Here is a 15,987-nt window from a genome sequence, read left to right as displayed (position 1 = left end):
TAACGGAAAGAGAATGGTGAGATTTCCCTACCCACGTTTGGCATCGCTGTTCGATGCCTTGCAATCCGAAACGTTGCCGCAGGACGAGCTGGCAAAGCGTTTTGCCGTGTCTACCCGCACGGTACGCGCCGATATCACCGCGCTGAACGATATTCTGGAGAGTTATGGTGCGCAGTTTGTCCACAGCCGTGGGGCAGGATATCGCCTGCAGGTTGATGATGAGGCCCGGTTTAGCGCACTCCAGCATCGGGAACGTAAACAGCACGCCACGCCGCGCAGCGCGCAGGAGCGGGTGCATTATCTGTTGATTCGCTTTTTGACCTCAGCCTTCTCGATGAAGCTGGAAGATCTGGCCGATGAATGGTTTGTCAGCCGGGGTACGCTGCAAAACGACATGGCTGAGGTGAGGGAGCGTCTGGCGCATTACCAGTTAACCATCGAGACCAAGCCGCGCTACGGTATGAAGCTGTTTGGTGCGGAAATGGCGATCCGCTCCTGCCTGACCGATCTGTTGTTTCAACTGCATCTGGCGGATGCGGAAAACCCATTGCTGAACAATGACATCCTCCATCAGCCGCAGGTACTGACCTTTGCCGGGCTGCTGCACCCATTGCTGTCGCAATATGCCATTCGTCTGACCGATGAGGGCGAGCAATACCTGATCTTCTACTGTGCCGTGGCGCTGCGGCGCATCACGGACGGCTATCCGCTACAGGATTTTGACGTGGAAGACGGCGATGATGCGGTGCGCAAAGCGTCAACCTGGCTGGCGGGTGAATTGAGCAAGGCCACGGGCAAAGAGATTGCGGCGGCGGAAGAGGCCTATTTGCGGGTCAACATCGCCGCCAGAAGAGTGCAGGAAGTACAGCCGACCAAAATCAACGCCGATGACGAAGAGGCGCTGGTGGATTACATCCTGTCCTACATCAACTCGCACTATAACTACAACCTGCAGAACGACAAGCAGCTGCGGGCCGATCTGCTCACCCATATCAAAACCATGATCACCCGGGTGAAATACCAGATCAATATCCCGAACCCGCTGTTGGCCAACATCAAGCAGCATTATCCGATGGCCTATGATGTGACGCTGGCGGCGGTATCGAGCTGGGGTAAACACACGCCTTATACCCTGAGCGAGAACGAAATCGGCTACTTGGTGCTGCATATTGGCGTCGGCCTGGAGCGCCACTACAACATTGGCTATGAGCGCCATCCACAGGTGATGCTGGTGTGCGATACCGGTAACTCCACGGTGCGGATGATCCAGGCGCAGATCGCACGCAAGTATCCGCAACTGGTAGTGACGCGCATCGTTTCGCTGCGTGATTACGAAATTCTCGCCAGTATCGACGAAGATTTTATCATTTCCAATGCGCGCATCAGCGAGAAGAACAAGCCGATTGTGGTGATGTCGCCGTTCCCAACGGAGTATCAGCTAGAGCAGTTGGGCAAGCTGGTGCTGGTCGATCGTACCAAGCCGTATATGTTGGAAAAATTCTTTGATGCCAGCCACTTTATGATCGTCAACGAGCCGTTAACGCAGGAGCAGCTGTTTAGCAAAGTTTGCGCTCAGTTAGAGCAGGAAGGCTATGTGGGCAGTGATTTCTACCCTTCGGTCGTTGAGCGGGAGGCCATCGTTTCTACCCTGCTGGGGGAGGGGATTGCTCTGCCGCACTCTCTGGGGCTGTTGGCGAAAAAGACCGTGGTGGTCACGCTGCTGGCACCGCAGGGTATTCCATGGGGAGAAGGTGAGGTGGCACACGTCATTTTCTTGCTGGCAATCAGCAAAAGTGATTATGAGGAAGCGATGGCGATCTACGATCTGTTCGTCACCTTTGTGCGCGAACGTTCGATGACCCGCCTGCTGGGCAGTGACAATTTCGACAGTTTCAAAGCGGTAGCGTTGGACTGCCTGAGCCGCATTTAACGGCTTCCCCCTCTGAAGGCAGAGGGGGAGCACCGCATTAATCGTCTTTCTTCTTGCCGAATATCTTCATCAGCGCGCCGACGATCAGCCCCAGGGCGATACCGCCTAAAATCCAGTCAACCAAACTCATTGTTGTGCTCCTGCGATCCTATAGTTCTGATTATATTATCATTCAATCAAGAACGCCCCATCGATCATTACTCTCCGTTGCTCGGTAGTGTAGCTGAGCCAGGAATTCTTGCTGTTGGACTTCTCCAGTACGATGGCCAGTTCCGCCTTGCTAAGGGATAGCTCGTCCTGCCAGAACGGGGCAATGGCGTGGCGGGTGATAAAGTCGATCAAAAACCGCGCTGGGCTGTCCTGTTCTTCAGGGAATAGCCGCAGGGCCAGTTCGGTCATTAATGCACGTTGTTGCGGTTGTTCGCTTTTCCCCAGCAATTCAAGGAACGGCAGCAGCAGGCGGCCGCAGACCTGGCCGTGGTGGTAATCACGCAATGCCCCTATCTCGCCCGCGATGCCGTGGATCACACCCAGGCCCGCCATACTCAACGTCAGGCCACCCAGATAGGAAGCCTGCATAATCGCTTCGCGGGCCTCATCGCTCTGTTTCAGCACCGGCCAGGCGCAAAGGAAGTGATGGATGCCGCTCAACGACATCTCACGCGACAGGCTGCTGGCGGTCTTGGAAAGGTAGGTTTCAAACAGATGGGTGAAGGCATCGATAGCGCAATAGGCCAGGACATGGTCTGGCGCTCCCTTCAGCAGGTCAGGATCGAGGATCGCCACCTGCGGCACAAAGTTATTATGCCGCAATGAGGCTTTCACCTTGGAGACCTGAGTATCGGTGATCACTGCGTTTTGCGTTACCTCGCTGCCAGTGCCTGCGGTGGTAGGAATGGCGATCAACGGCAGCGTTGAGCCACTGATTTTGCTGTCACCCACTTTTTCCATGTAACGCAAGGTTGGCAGTGGGTGTTCAATCAGGGCAGCGAACGCCTTGGCGGCATCCAGCACGCTACCTCCACCGATGGCGACCACTCTTTGCACCTGGCCTCGCCAGCGGGCCACCCATTGGTCGATTTCTTGCGGGGAGGCCTCATGAGCGACAATTTCTCTGCCCACCAGCAACGGCGTCAGCGCCGGGGCCAATTCAGCATAGAGGGGACCGTTAAGGAACGATCGGCAGGTGAACAGCAGCGTAGTTTGCGACTCGGCCTGGAGCAGTGGGATCAGTTGTTGGATGCTGCCCTTGCCAAACCAGGCCTGCCGGTTGGCGATCATCAGACTAGTGGTCATGCTCTCTCCTTGGCGCATTTGGGCATCGAAACCACAGCATAATTCAGCCTGGCTAGGCGAACCAACGCTTTTCCGTCGCTTAACGTGAAATTGTTAAGATATTAATCAACTCGAATTGTGTGGTTAATCGTTGCAGGGGCCTAACTTGTGATTTGATTAACATGTAAACAGTAACGCCCTTGCATTCTGGCCAATTGAATGCTTTTTATAGCTTATTGGCCCAATGTCGGTCACTGATACGTTGGGAAAGGTTGATTGTTAATTTATTAATGATTGCGGGGGCGAAATGAATATTCAGGTCGAAAGATTATCGGCGGTGATCGACGCAGTAGCGAGCCGCCAATTCTATGCCAGCCTCCTGGTTTATCTGGAGGGCTTCTTCGCCTTTGATAATGCCATCGTCTATGCCTTCGAATATGGTCAGGCACCGCGCTGTCTGATGAAAACCGAGAAAGAAAACAGCGATGCGGTAAACCAGATTTACCAGCAGGGTGCTTACCTTGAAGATCCCTTTTACCAGGCGCTGAACGGCGGCGGCCATGGCGATGTGTTTACGCTGAGGCAACTGGCTCCCTGTGGTTTTTACCAAACAGATTACTACCGTAACTTTTACCGTAAAACCGGCTGGCACGACGAGGCTGGCGTATTGCTGCAACTGACGCCGGAACGCGGGTTAGGCATCTTTTTCGGCTCGGCGCGGCAAACGGTCGGCGTGCGTTATCCCCAACTGGCTGACCTGCGTGGCGCGTTGACGCTGGTAAAAAGCGTGGCGCGGCTGCATGGGGAAGTGGTGGTTGCAGCTAATGTGCCCACTCCCCCCACCCCACTGGTAGATAGCGCAGCCCAGGCGCGCTATGCCTTAAGCCCGCGTGAACGTGAGATCGTCGATCTGATCCTGAGCGGCAACGGATCGCAGCAGATCGCCGAACGGCTGTTTATCAGCCTGGGCACGGTAAAAAATCATCGCAAGAATATTTACGGCAAGCTGAATATTGGCTCTCAGGCCGAGTTGTTCAGCCTGTTCTTGAGTCCCCCCCTGCGCCGTACGGCATAATGTTAAAAAAGTGTTGCGAATATCCCTAAAGGGACATAGCCGCCCGCCCACGCTCTGCTGATAATCCAGGCTAAGGCAATGGGTAAAGGGAGTGCAGCAATGAATAATCAAATCGAATCGTTAACCTACTACGCGGCGACCAAGAAATACGATCTGCGCTTCCCCACGCTGGAAGAGGATCTGGATGTTGACGTGGTGATCATCGGCGGTGGCTTTTCCGGCATTAACACGGCGCTGGAACTGGCGGAAAAAGGCATCACCAATATCGCTATTCTGGAGGGCCGCCACCTGGGCTACGGCGGGACGGGCCGCAACGGTGGCCAGGTGATGGCCGGGATCGGCCACGATCTGGAGAAGATCAAACGTCACGTTGGTCCGGCAGGGTTAGAAACCATCTTCAAGATCAGTAACCTTGGTGCCGGGATTATCCGCGAGCGGATTAAAAAGTACGCCATCGACGCCGATTTCTGCTTTGGTTATGGCTACCTCGGCAGCAACGCCAGGCAGGAAAAGACCCTGCGCTCCTGGCTCAAAGAGTTCAAAGCGGTTTCACCGGATGAAGAGATCGAGCTCTATACCGGTTCCGAAGTGAAGCAGGTGGTGGGATCTGATGCTTATACCTGTGCGTTGAAACATATGGGAGGGGGGCACGTTCATTCGCTCAACCTGCTGTTGGGGGAGGCGCAGGCGCTAAGTGGTTACGGGGTGAAAATCTTCGAAAACAGCAACGTGCTGAATGTGGAATACGGCCCGCGCATTACCGTGCGTACCGCCATGGGATCGGTACGCGCCAACAAGATGCTGTGGGCATGCAACGGCTTCCTCAACGGCATGGATCCCTTTATCTACAAAAAGACCATCAATACCTACGCCTTCCAGTTAGCGACAGAACCGCTCTCTGACGAGCTGATCAACCAGATCAGCCCAATCCGTGGGGCTTACAGCGATATCCGGCCGGTGATCGACTATTACCGCGTCACCAACGAGAACCGCCTGCTGTTCGGCAGCGCTACCCGGCTGGTCGAATATATTCCTTCAGACCTGAAGGCCTGGAACCGCAACCTGATGCTGAAAGTGTTCCCGTATCTGAAGGACGTGAAGATCGACCTGGCCTGGGGCGGGCCGCTGTGTTGCAGCGCCAATCTGTTCCCGCAGATCGGCACCCTGCCGCAGCACGATAACGTGTTTTACGTGCAAGGCTATTCCGGCTTTGGGGTGACGCCGAGCCATATCGTTTGCAAGGTGTTGGCGGAAGGAATGAGTGAGGGATCCGATCGTTATGACCTGATGAGTTCGATCCCGCACGTGGATATTTTTGGCAAAGACAAGCTGCGCCGTGTGATGACCACCGCGGGTAAAGTTTGGCACCAGACTTCCGGCTACTGGAAGGGGCGTCGTTAGTTCTGACCCCCTTATTACTGATCTAAAAGGAAAAAACCATGAAACCATTACTGCTTAAGCAAGCGCTCCCAGAACTGCAACAGATTGGCAGCGTCAGCAACCTGGGGGCCACGGTGGTCGCCGGTGAACCTAACGTCGGCGTGGCGATGATTTTCGGCGCCCCAACGGACAACCTGAACTGTGGTGTCTTTAGCTGCACCCGTGGCACCTTCGTGATGGAATACCCGTTTGCGGAACATGCCACGGTGTGGGAAGGCACGGCAACGCTGACCAATGAGAACACCGGCGAGTCGGTAAAGTATCAGGCCGGGGATTCCTGGTTTGTTGAGAAGGGCACCCCGGTACGCTGGGAAATCACCTCCGATCGTTTTGTGAAGCATTATCTGGCGATTGTCGAAGGCTAACCCGCAAGGAGGGCGATGCGATGACGGATATTACACTATTGCCACAGGTCACGGCTTTTCTGGACCGCCAGCAGGGCCATTATATTCATGGGCAACCCGTAGCCGGGGCAGGCGTAGAAAGGTTTGCGGTGGTTAACCCGGCCACCGGGCTGGCTATCGCACAAGTGAATGAAGGCGGCCAGGCTGAAGTCGATGCGGCGATGCAGGCGGCCTTTGACGCTTTCCACGGTAGCTGGGCACAGGTTTCGCCATTAGAGCGTGGAAACTGCCTGACGCGTCTGGCCGATCTGCTGCAAACCCATCGTGAGGAACTGGCGCAGCTGGAAAGCCTGTGTTCCGGCAAAACCATTCAGCTGTCTCGCGGGCTGGAAATCGATATGGCCTCGCAGTTCCTGCGTTATTTTGCTGGCTGGTCGAGCAAAATCAGCGGGGAAACGCTGAACGTTTCATTGCCTTCCTTCCAGGGTGAGCAATACAGCGCATTTACCCGGCGTGAGCCATTGGGTGTGGTGGTCGGCATCATTCCGTGGAACTTCTCGATCATGATCGCCATCTGGAAGCTGGCTGCGGCGCTCACCTGCGGCTGTACGGTGGTGCTCAAGCCGAGTGAATACACGCCGCTAACCATGCTGCGGGTGGCCGAGCTGGCAACGCAAGCGGGTATCCCGGCTGGTGCACTCAACGTGATCAACGGTTCAGGCGCACGTCTTGGCCCTATGCTTATCGCCCATCCACGCTGTGCCAAAGTGACCTTCACCGGCTCGGTGCCTACCGGGATCGCGGTGGGGAAAGCGGCGATGGAGCAAGGGATTGTGCGTACCACGCTGGAACTGGGGGGTAAGAATGCCGCCGCGTTTCTGGCGGACGTCTCGGTCGACAAGATGGTCGACGGGATTATCGAGGCGGGTTACCTGAATCAGGGCCAGATCTGTGCCGCAGCGGAACGTTTCTACCTGCCTGCCAGCCATATCGACGAGGTATTGGCAAAGCTGACGCAGCGCTTGGCAGCCATGAAGGTGGGCTCACCGCTGGATGAAAGCACGGAAGTGGGGCCGTTAGCCAACGAGGCACATTACCGCAAGGTACTGGCGCTGTTTGACAAGGCACGGGCTGATGGCAGCCAGATCGTCTGCGGCGGTCAGGCGTTGGCAGGTCCAGGCTTCTTTGTTGCGCCGACGGCGATCCGCGCTAACGGGCCACATGATGCGTTAATGCGCGAGGAGACCTTTGGCCCGGTGGGCACTTTCCTGGCCTATGAGGACGAAGAGCAGATGCTCGCCATGATCAACGATTCGCCTTATGGCCTGGCCGCCAGCCTGTGGACTAACGATCTCAGCAAGGCGATGCGCATGATCCCGCGGATTGAAGTGGGCACCTTGTGGATCAACATGCACACCTTCCTCGATCCGGCGTTGCCGTTCGGTGGGGTGAAATCGTCGGGGATGGGTAGAGAGTTCGGCAGTGCATTTATCGAACATTATACCGAGTTGAAATCGGTGATGATGAGATATTGACAGCTAGACGGGCGCAGCTTGCAGCGCCCTACAATAGTGAGGTTATTTGTCGGGGGATCAGTCTTCGTCGAAGCCTGAGTTGAATAGCTCAATAACCGCTGCCAGCGCCTGTACTTCCTGCGGCCCGCTGGCTTCAATTTCGATCTGGCGGCCCTGGGCGGAATCCAGCATCAGCAGCGCAATCACACTGCTGGCTTCCGCTTCGGTGCCGCTGTCATTACGCAGCAGCACTTCGGCGTCAAAACTCTGCACCAGCTCAAACAGCTTCATCGCCGGGCGTGCATGCATGCCCAGCTTGTTCTTGATCTCAACCGTCTGCTTGACCGTCATTGTTGTTTACGCTTTTCCAGTGTGCGGTGACGGGATTGCACGTTCTTGCCGCGTGAACGGAAATAATCCGCCAACTGTTCAGCCACGTACACCGAACGGTGCTTACCGCCGGTACAGCCAATGGCGACCGTCAGATAGCTGCGGTTGTTGGTCTCCAGCATCGGCAGCCACTGTTCCAGATAGCTACGGGTCTGGTAGATGAAGTTGTGCACTTCGGTGTGGCGATCGAGGAACGAGGCCACGGGCTTGTCCAGGCCGGTCATCGGGCGCAGTTTAGGATCCCAGTGCGGGTTGGGCAGGAAACGGACGTCGAACACGTAATCGGCATCAATAGGAATGCCGTGCTTGAAGCCGAAGGATTCGAACACCATCGTCAGCTCGCGTTCGCGTTTGCCCAACAGACGGGTACGCAGCATTTCCGCCAACTCGTGCACCGACATTTCCGAGGTATCGATGATCAGATCGGCACGGGAACGCAGTGGCTCAAGCAGATCGCTTTCTTCATCGATCGCGCTTTCCAGCGACAGGTTCTTGGCAGACAGAGGATGCAGGCGACGGGTGTCGCTGTAGCGGCGGATCAGGGTGTTGCGATCGGCATCAAGGAACAGCAGCTGCGGCGTGAAGCTCTCCGGCAGTTGGGTCATTGCATATTCAAACACTTCCGGCGATTCCGGCATGTTACGGACGTCGATGCTTACCGCAGCGGAGCTATTACGTTCGGCCAGCGTCTGGGCCAGCTGTGGCAACAACACCACGGGCAGGTTATCAACGCAGTAAAAACCCATGTCTTCCAGCGCCCGCAAGGCGACGGATTTCCCCGAACCGGAACGGCCGCTGACAATCATCAGCACCATGTGGTAACTCCCCTGGCATCTCAATGGCGCTCATCGCCACCGTTAGGATCTATTATCCGGGCCACGGCCCGGATATATCGTGAGTAAAACAGTAGCGTTTTCATGGCGGAAAGTCACGCCAGCCGCTGGTTACTCGGTGATGATCTGATACAGCTCTTCGTCGCTCAGCGCTGCGCGCAGGCGGCGGCATACGGTTTTGTCGGCCAGCCGTTTGGCGACCAGCGACAGCGTATGCAAGTGAGTTTTACATTGATCGGCAGGTACCAGCAAGGCGAACAGCAGATCGACCGGTTGATTATCAATGGCATCAAAGGCGATAGGTTGCTCAAGGCGGATAAACACGCCAACGGCCCGCAAAGTGTCCTCTTCCAGTTTGCCGTGTGGGATCGCGATACCGTTGCCGATACCGGTACTGCCCATACGTTCCCGGGTGAGTACTGCGTCAAACACCACCTGTGAAGGCAGGTTAAGCTGCTTGGCCGCCAGCTCGCTGATAATTTCCAAAGCCCGTTTCTTGCTGGTGCAGTGTACCGAGCTTCTGGTGCACTCGATGTTTAACACCGAGCTTAATTGCATTATTTCGTTGTTCATCTCATCTTCACTTAAAACCGCGTCCTGTCGCTTTATTGCAAGCCTGCTTTACCATTGGAAAGTAGGCTTGCGCTGATAACCTTCATGAAACGGTTTTTCGCCTGTTTAACCCTGATGGCTTATCGGCGCATACCCATACAGGTGCTGCGCCGAGGGTTGCCGTGTAGCCAATACGACTACGATGCGGGCCATTACGCATTGCATAACGGTCCAGAATGTCAGTGTTGCTTTAGTTTGTCTTTATGTTTGTTCAATTGACGCGCCAGTTTGTCGATCAGGCAGTCAATTGCGGCATACATATCTTCTTTTTCCGAGGTGGCGTGCAACTCGCCGCCATTCACATGCACCGTTGCTTCCGCAATCTGCTGCACTTTTTCCACACTGAGTACGACATATACCTGGTTAATGCGGTCAAAATACTGCTCGAGTTTGGCAAACTTGGTGTTGACGAACTCACGCATTGGTTCGGTGATTTCGACGTGGTGTCCGGTAATGTTGAGCTGCATAATGTCTTCCTTCTCTATAGAGGTCAAACCAACTGTTTACGCTGGTTGGACGGCGGGATGGACAAAGACTCTCGGTACTTGGCAACGGTGCGCCGCGCCACCATGATCCCCTGATCGGAAAGCATCGTGGTCAGCTTGCTGTCGCTAAGCGGTTTGGCAGGGTTTTCCGCCGCGATCAATTTCTTCACTAACGCCCGGATCGCCGTAGAGGAGGCTTCGCCACCGCTGTCGGTATTCACATGGCTTGAGAAGAAATACTTCAATTCGAAAATACCACGCGGGCTGTGCAGGAACTTCTGCGTCGTCACGCGTGAGATTGTCGATTCATGCATTTCCACGGCCTGGGCGATATCCGCCAGCACCATGGGCTTCATAAATTCTGCACCCTGTTCAAAGAACGCCTCCTGCTGTTCGACAATACAGCGGGTCACCTTGAGCAGCGTGTCGTTCCGGCTTTCCAGGCTCTTGATCAGCCACTTCGCTTCCTGCAAGTTGCTGCGGATATACTGGCCGTCGGCATCGTTGCGCACCGTATTGCCCAGTGCCGCATATTGCTGGTTGATTTTCAGCCGTGGGATGCTGTCTGCATTAAGCTCCACCACCCACTTATCCTGCACCTTGCGCACCAGCACGTCCGGGATCACATACTCGGATTCCCCGGTATTGATCGACTGCCCAGGGCGCGGATCGAGCGAGTGGATCAACACCATCGCTTCTTTCAGTGTATCTTCTTTTAAGCGAGTTGTTCGCATCAGGCTGCGAAAGTCGTGGTTGGCCAGCAAATCCAGATGCTCGCTGACGATCAGGCGGGCTTCCGCCAGATAGGGCGTGTCTTTGGCATACTGGGAAAGCTGGATCAACAGGCAGTCACGCAGATCGCGCGCCGCAACGCCGACCGGATCAAAACGCTGTACGCGCTTCAATACCGCTTCGACCTCGTCCATCGTCACATTATCGTCACCCATACTCTCCAGAATGTCTTCCAGCGGCACGGTGAGATAGCCGGTGTCATCGACGGCGTCGACGATCGAGGTGGCGATGGCGGCGTCGGTGTCAGAGAACGGCGTCAGATCCACTTGCCACATCAGATAGTCCTGCAGCGTTTGCGTGGTTTCGCCCTGATAGACCGGAAGTTCGTCATCGCCATAGTCGGTACCGGTGCCGGAAGGGGTACCGGCGGTATAGATCTCGTCCCAAGTGGCATCCAGAGGCAGCTCTTCGGGCATGTCCTTCTGTTCCAGCGCTTCGCGGGTGTCTAGCCCTTCGGTCTCGACGCTTTCTTTGGTGTCGATCTCTTCGTGCTGGTCTTCGGTCTGTTCAAGCAGCGGGTTGCTCTCTAGTGCCAGTTGGATCTCCTGCTGGAGCTCAAGCGTGGACAGCTGCAACAGGCGGATCGCCTGCTGAAGTTGGGGGGTCATGGCCAGTTGCTGGCTGAGCCTGAGTTGCAAACCTTGCTTCATAATCTTCTGCTACTTCCGTTAACGGCGGCCTGTTGGCCTGCCGTTGGAACCTACAGGCGGAACTCTTCGCCCAGATAAACGCGTTTCACCTGCTCATCGGCCAGGATGGCGTCCGGCGTGCCGTGGGCAATCAGCTTGCCCTGGCTGACGATATAGGCACGTTCACACACGTCCAGCGTCTCGCGCACGTTATGATCGGTGATCAGCACGCCGAGGCCACTGTCACGCAGGTGCTCGATGATTTTCTTGATATCGATAACGGAAATCGGGTCAACCCCGGCGAAAGGCTCATCCAGCAGGATAAATTTTGGGTTGGCGGCCAACGCACGGGCAATCTCCACGCGGCGGCGTTCACCCCCGGAAAGCGATTGGCCCAGGTTGTCACGCAGGTGGGAGATATGAAACTCTTCCAGCAGCTCGATAGCCCGATCGTTGCGCTGTTCACTGGTGAGATCGTTGCGGATCTCCAGCACTGCCATCAGGTTGTCGTAAACACTCAGGCGGCGGAAAATCGACGCTTCCTGCGGCAGGTAGCCGATACCGCGGCGTGCGCGGGCGTGCAGCGGCAGAATACTGATATCTTCGTCATCGATTACGATGCGCCCGGCGTCGCGCTGAACGATGCCAACCACCATGTAGAAAGTGGTGGTCTTACCGGCACCGTTTGGCCCCAGCAGGCCGACGATCTCGCCAGATTTCACTTTCAGGCTCACGTCTTCAACTACTTTGCGGCCTTTGTAGGCTTTCGCCAGGTTTTCTGCGATGAGTGTTGCCATAAGTAATTAGTTACTCTTCTTTTGACCGTTTTTGTCTTGCAACTGTGATGGCACCAGAACCGTGGTCACGCGTTTGCCTTTATCGCTGAACGCCTGCATCTGCTGCTGTGGCACCAGATAGGTAATACGGTCGCCTTTCACGTTGCTATCGAGCTGTTCAAGATAGGCGTTGCCGGTGAGGGTGATCAGCTGCGGCGCGACGTCGTAACGAACTTTCTGCGCATGGCCTTTCACTGGCTTGCCGTTGTCCTGCATCTGGTAGAAGGTTACCGGATTACCGAACGCTTCAATATAGGTTTTGTTCTGATCGCCACCCGGGCGCGTGACCACGACCTTGTCGGCCTTGATCTCGATGGTGCCCTGCTTGATCACCACATTGTCGGTAAAGGTGCTGACGTTGCTCTGCATATCCAGCGACTGTTTCAGCGAGTCGATACTTACCGGTTGGTCAGAATCGGATTTCAACGCCAATGCGGGGGAGCTGGCGGTCAAAACGAGGCTGACGATCAACAGATTACGGAGTTGGCTTTTGGTTCTGAATTTCATAGTTGGTCTTGACCTTATCAATCAGCTCAGCGGTTTTGTTCCGCAGATTGCCACGCATTTTCATGCCGTTAGAGGTGAAATTCGTGCCGAACAGGGTCACTTCATCATCGGAAGAAACGTCCTGGGTGACCAGATTAATCTGGGCATTATCGGTTTTAATTTTTTCCAGCTGTGAGGTGGTTGTCAAACTGTTCACCTCCACGTGGCCGTACAGATACAGCATGCGGTTTTTGGTCAGCTTGGCGCGATCGGCGCGTATTGACCAGGTGGCCACAGCATGCTCATCAAACAGCGTCATCACCGGCTGGGTAAACCAGCTTAACTCATCGGCGGTGTAATATTTAACCTCTTCTGCCACCAGCTTGTAGCTTAGCTGCCCGGCCGGGTTGTACACCACGGTCACGGTATGCTGGCTCTGATAGGTCGGGTCTTGGTTGTTGACCGGTACCGAACTGCCGTCATCGCTGAAATCGGCCATGTTCCAGCCAATCAGCGCCAGCGCGATCACGGTCAGCAAGAGGGTGATCCAAAGTTTGGTTTTACTCATATTGACAGCCCTTTGGCGTCCTCCAGCTTGTTTTGCGCCAGCAGGATCAGGTCGCACAGCTCGCGCACCGCACCACGGCCACCGTTGATACGGGTGACATAATGGGCACGAGGTAACAATAATGGATGCGCATCGGCCACTGCGACGGCCAGACCGACTTCGGCCATGACCGGCCAGTCGATCAGATCGTCGCCGATGTAGGCGATTTCATCTGGCACCAGGGACAGTTTATCCAACAGTTCACGGAAGGCCAAAAGCTTATCGGACTGTCCTTGATACAGATGGGTGATATCCAACGTTTTTGCCCGGTCTTCCAGCAGCTTGGCCGAACGCCCGGTGATGATGGCCACCTCGATACCCGAGGTTTTCAGGCAGCGGATGCCGTAGCCGTCACGGACGTTGAAGGCTTTCAGCTCTTCACCGTTATTGCCCATGTAGATCAGGCCGTCTGACAGCACGCCGTCGACATCACAAATCAACAGACGGATTTTCCCGGCGCGGGCCATGACTTCTTCAGCTACCGGCCCGTAACAGGTTTCAACCAGACTCATGCAGTTGGTTCCTTTCATTAAACGACGCCAGCGCGCAGCATGTCATGCATATGTACCACACCCAGCAATTGGTCGCCATCGGCAACCAGCACGGCGGTGATATGGCGTTGCTGCATCAGATTGAGCGCATCGACCGCCAGCAGGTTCGGGCGCACCCGGATACCGCCCAGCGTCATGACGTCGGTGATGTTGGCATTATTCAGATCGATGCCCATATCGAACACCCGGCGTAAGTCACCATCGGTAAAAATACCGGCGATTTTCATCAGATCGTCGCAGATTACCGTCATGCCCAGGTTTTTACGGGTGATCTCCAGTAGCGCGTCGCGCAGCGAGGCTTCGGGGCTGACGTGCGGAATTTCGTCACCGCTGTGCATGATATCACTAACGCGCAGCAGCAGGCGGCGGCCCAATGCTCCGCCAGGATGAGACAGGGCAAAATCTTCCGGGGTAAAGCCGCGGGCCTTCAGCAGCGCTACGGCTAACGCATCGCCCATGACCAAGGTGGCGGTGGTGCTGGTGGTAGGGGCCAGACCCAGTGGGCAAGCTTCCTGCGGTACCTTGATGCACAGATGCACGTCTGCCGCCTTGCCCATCGAGCTTTCCGGGTTGTTGGTCATACAAATCAGTGGGATCTGCTGGCGTTTCAACACCGGGATCAGCGCCAGAATTTCGTTCGACTCACCGGAGTTGGAGATCGCCAGCACGATGTCCTGCGTCGACACCATACCCAGATCGCCGTGGCTAGCCTCCGCCGGATGCACGAAGAACGCTGGGGTTCCGGTACTGGCCAGCGTGGCGGCAATTTTGCAGCCGATATGGCCGGATTTGCCCATACCCATGACCACGACTTTACCGCAGCATCCGGCGATCGCTTCACATGCCCGGGTAAAATCTGCATTGATGTACCGATCGAGCTGGGCCAGGCCATCACGCTCAATCTGAAGCACTTCTTTGCCGGCCTGCTGAAAGTCAAAGCCCGGTTGCAACTGGTTAGATGACATACTCATTCTCAACGGTTAGCCGAACGTACTGAAAGGGTTAAAGAACAGCACTGCAAGATACGCAATAAAGCCACATAATAACAGAGCTCCCGCCAGATGACCGATACGATGTTTGCGGCCAATACACAGCGCGGCAAGCAGGATACCGGCCGCCAGCATCACCCAGTAATCGCGCTGGAAGGCTGCGGGATCGATACTGCCCGGTGATAGCAGGGCAGGCACGCCCAGCACGATCACCGTGTTAAAAATCGTCGAGCCGATGATATTCCCTACCGCCATATCATCTTCGCCTTTTAGTGCTCCAGCGATCGAGGTGGCCAATTCGGGCAGGCTGGTGCCGATGGCGATAATCGTCAGGCCAACCACCAGTTCACTCAGGCCAAAGTAGTGGGCAATCACCGAAGCGTTATCGATGATCATCCTTGATGACAGCGGCAGAATAATGAAGGCCAGCACCAGCCAGAGAATGGCTACGGTGTTGCTGCTGTCCTGCGGCAGTTCGGCGAGTTGCTCCACCGTCAGGCTGTCGTTGCCTTCACGTTGCGCCAGCCTGGCGATTTTCAGCATCAGCAGAATAAAACCGGTGGCGGCCAACAGCAGCAGCACACCATCGAACCGGCTCAGGGTGTTATCCATCAGCACGTAGCCGCACAGCAGGATAACCCCCAGCATCAGTGGCAGTTCACGCCGTAACACTTCGGAGCGAACCGACAGCGGATGTATCAGGGCTGCCACCCCCAGGATCAGTAAAATATTGGTGATGTTGGAGCCAATCACGTTACCCACCGCCAGGTTGGTCTGCCCATTGAGGGCGGCGGTGACCGACACAATCAATTCTGGCAACGAAGTGCCTATACCGACTATCGTCATGCCGATAATCAACGGGGGAACCCCCAGCGAGCGGCTAATCACTGCCGCACCATAAACCAATCTATCTGCCCCATACACCAGTAAAAATAAACCAACGATCAACAGCACTATCGCGAGAAACATTCAGGGTCCTATATTGGGTATAATCCCGGTTCGTTGGTTAAAGGCCATCATCGGCCAGCTTGCACACCCCTCGTTGCACATAACAACGAATTTTCCCGGTAAAAGGTCGAACCACATAAGACTGCGACTAATCCTGATGAACTGGCTTTGTAGGGGCGCCGCATGCTGCGCCCTCAGAAACATTCTCAGTTTGTCATCAGTCAGAATTTATTTTTTTGCGTTATTTCCTA

General features: G+C 55.5%; 17 protein-coding genes. 5 read left to right on the top strand and 12 right to left on the bottom strand.

Annotated elements, in window-relative coordinates:
* Window positions 1–13: 13 nt before the first annotated feature.
* Entirely contained in the window at window positions 14–1,930 is a 1,917-nt protein-coding gene (locus tag JHD74_RS11820; protein ID WP_029711774.1) for a transcription antiterminator, read from the top strand.
* A 168-nt stretch (window positions 1,931–2,098) separates the two neighbouring features.
* Here JHD74_RS11820 and JHD74_RS11815 read toward each other — a convergent pair whose 3' ends face one another.
* A complete protein-coding gene (locus JHD74_RS11815; RefSeq protein ID WP_199062761.1) occupies window positions 2,099–3,226 on the bottom strand; it encodes an iron-containing alcohol dehydrogenase in 1,128 nt (375 codons plus the stop codon).
* Between the two features lie 286 nt (window positions 3,227–3,512).
* On the opposite strand from JHD74_RS11815, the gene JHD74_RS11810 reads away from it, so the two are divergent.
* The 4 genes from JHD74_RS11810 (at window position 3,513) to JHD74_RS11795 (ending at window position 7,599) form a co-directional block, all read left to right on the top strand.
* Window positions 3,513–4,280, top strand: coding sequence for a response regulator transcription factor (locus tag JHD74_RS11810; RefSeq protein WP_199062760.1), 768 nt, complete (start codon window positions 3,513–3,515; stop codon window positions 4,278–4,280).
* A 99-nt stretch (window positions 4,281–4,379) separates the two neighbouring features.
* On the top strand, window positions 4,380–5,681 hold the full coding sequence (locus tag JHD74_RS11805; RefSeq protein ID WP_074031530.1) for an FAD-binding oxidoreductase: 1,302 nt from the start codon (window positions 4,380–4,382) through the stop codon (window positions 5,679–5,681).
* 38 nt (window positions 5,682–5,719) lie between these two features.
* On the top strand, window positions 5,720–6,085 hold the full coding sequence (locus JHD74_RS11800; protein ID WP_021806963.1) for a cupin domain-containing protein: 366 nt from the start codon (window positions 5,720–5,722) through the stop codon (window positions 6,083–6,085).
* A gap of 20 nt (window positions 6,086–6,105) precedes the next feature.
* Window positions 6,106–7,599, top strand: coding sequence for an aldehyde dehydrogenase family protein (locus JHD74_RS11795; RefSeq protein WP_199062759.1), 1,494 nt, complete (start codon window positions 6,106–6,108; stop codon window positions 7,597–7,599).
* Between the two features lie 57 nt (window positions 7,600–7,656).
* Here JHD74_RS11795 and npr read toward each other — a convergent pair whose 3' ends face one another.
* The 11 genes from npr to JHD74_RS11740 form a co-directional block, all read right to left on the bottom strand.
* Window positions 7,657–7,929 (bottom strand): PTS phosphocarrier protein NPr, encoded by a 273-nt coding sequence (npr, locus tag JHD74_RS11790; RefSeq protein WP_074031531.1) that lies wholly within the window; start codon window positions 7,927–7,929, stop codon window positions 7,657–7,659.
* Window positions 7,926–8,783 carry an RNase adapter RapZ gene (rapZ, locus tag JHD74_RS11785; RefSeq protein WP_021180704.1) on the bottom strand — a complete coding sequence of 286 codons (858 nt, stop codon included), beginning with the start codon at window positions 8,781–8,783 and terminating at the stop codon, window positions 7,926–7,928. Before rapZ ends, npr begins: the two co-directional genes overlap by 4 nt.
* A 129-nt stretch (window positions 8,784–8,912) precedes the next feature.
* Window positions 8,913–9,374 (bottom strand): PTS IIA-like nitrogen regulatory protein PtsN, encoded by a 462-nt coding sequence (gene ptsN, locus JHD74_RS11780; RefSeq protein ID WP_024483720.1) that lies wholly within the window; start codon window positions 9,372–9,374, stop codon window positions 8,913–8,915.
* A gap of 218 nt (window positions 9,375–9,592) precedes the next feature.
* Window positions 9,593–9,880: a ribosome hibernation promoting factor gene (hpf, locus tag JHD74_RS11775; RefSeq protein ID WP_024483719.1), complete on the bottom strand. Its 288-nt coding sequence runs from the start codon at window positions 9,878–9,880 to the stop codon at window positions 9,593–9,595.
* 23 nt (window positions 9,881–9,903) lie between these two features.
* The gene (gene rpoN / locus JHD74_RS11770) at window positions 9,904–11,340 is read right to left on the bottom strand and encodes an RNA polymerase factor sigma-54 (protein WP_021180701.1); all 1,437 of its coding nucleotides are present in this window, start codon (window positions 11,338–11,340) and stop codon (window positions 9,904–9,906) included.
* Window positions 11,341–11,390: 50 nt separating this feature from the next.
* On the bottom strand, window positions 11,391–12,116 hold the full coding sequence (gene lptB, locus JHD74_RS11765; RefSeq protein WP_021806959.1) for an LPS export ABC transporter ATP-binding protein: 726 nt from the start codon (window positions 12,114–12,116) through the stop codon (window positions 11,391–11,393).
* Window positions 12,117–12,122: 6 nt separating this feature from the next.
* The gene (gene lptA / locus JHD74_RS11760) at window positions 12,123–12,662 is read right to left on the bottom strand and encodes a lipopolysaccharide ABC transporter substrate-binding protein LptA (RefSeq protein WP_021180699.1); all 540 of its coding nucleotides are present in this window, start codon (window positions 12,660–12,662) and stop codon (window positions 12,123–12,125) included.
* Window positions 12,631–13,209 (bottom strand): LPS export ABC transporter periplasmic protein LptC, encoded by a 579-nt coding sequence (gene lptC / locus JHD74_RS11755; protein WP_024530618.1) that lies wholly within the window; start codon window positions 13,207–13,209, stop codon window positions 12,631–12,633. The genes lptA and lptC overlap by 32 nt, the downstream gene beginning before the upstream one ends.
* Entirely contained in the window at window positions 13,206–13,760 is a 555-nt protein-coding gene (kdsC, locus tag JHD74_RS11750; RefSeq protein ID WP_024530619.1) for a 3-deoxy-manno-octulosonate-8-phosphatase KdsC, read from the bottom strand. The genes lptC and kdsC overlap by 4 nt, the downstream gene beginning before the upstream one ends.
* A 17-nt stretch (window positions 13,761–13,777) precedes the next feature.
* Window positions 13,778–14,764 carry an arabinose-5-phosphate isomerase KdsD gene (gene kdsD / locus JHD74_RS11745; RefSeq protein WP_199062758.1) on the bottom strand — a complete coding sequence of 329 codons (987 nt, stop codon included), beginning with the start codon at window positions 14,762–14,764 and terminating at the stop codon, window positions 13,778–13,780.
* A 15-nt stretch (window positions 14,765–14,779) separates the two neighbouring features.
* Window positions 14,780–15,757: a calcium/sodium antiporter gene (locus tag JHD74_RS11740; RefSeq protein ID WP_021806956.1), complete on the bottom strand. Its 978-nt coding sequence runs from the start codon at window positions 15,755–15,757 to the stop codon at window positions 14,780–14,782.
* Window positions 15,758–15,987: the final 230 nt, after the last annotated feature.

The organism is Serratia sp. ASV30, from assembly GCF_016428815.1.
Classification (GTDB): domain Bacteria; phylum Pseudomonadota; class Gammaproteobacteria; order Enterobacterales; family Enterobacteriaceae; genus Chania; species Chania fonticola_C.
This window is presented reverse-complemented; position numbering and strand designations above follow the sequence as displayed.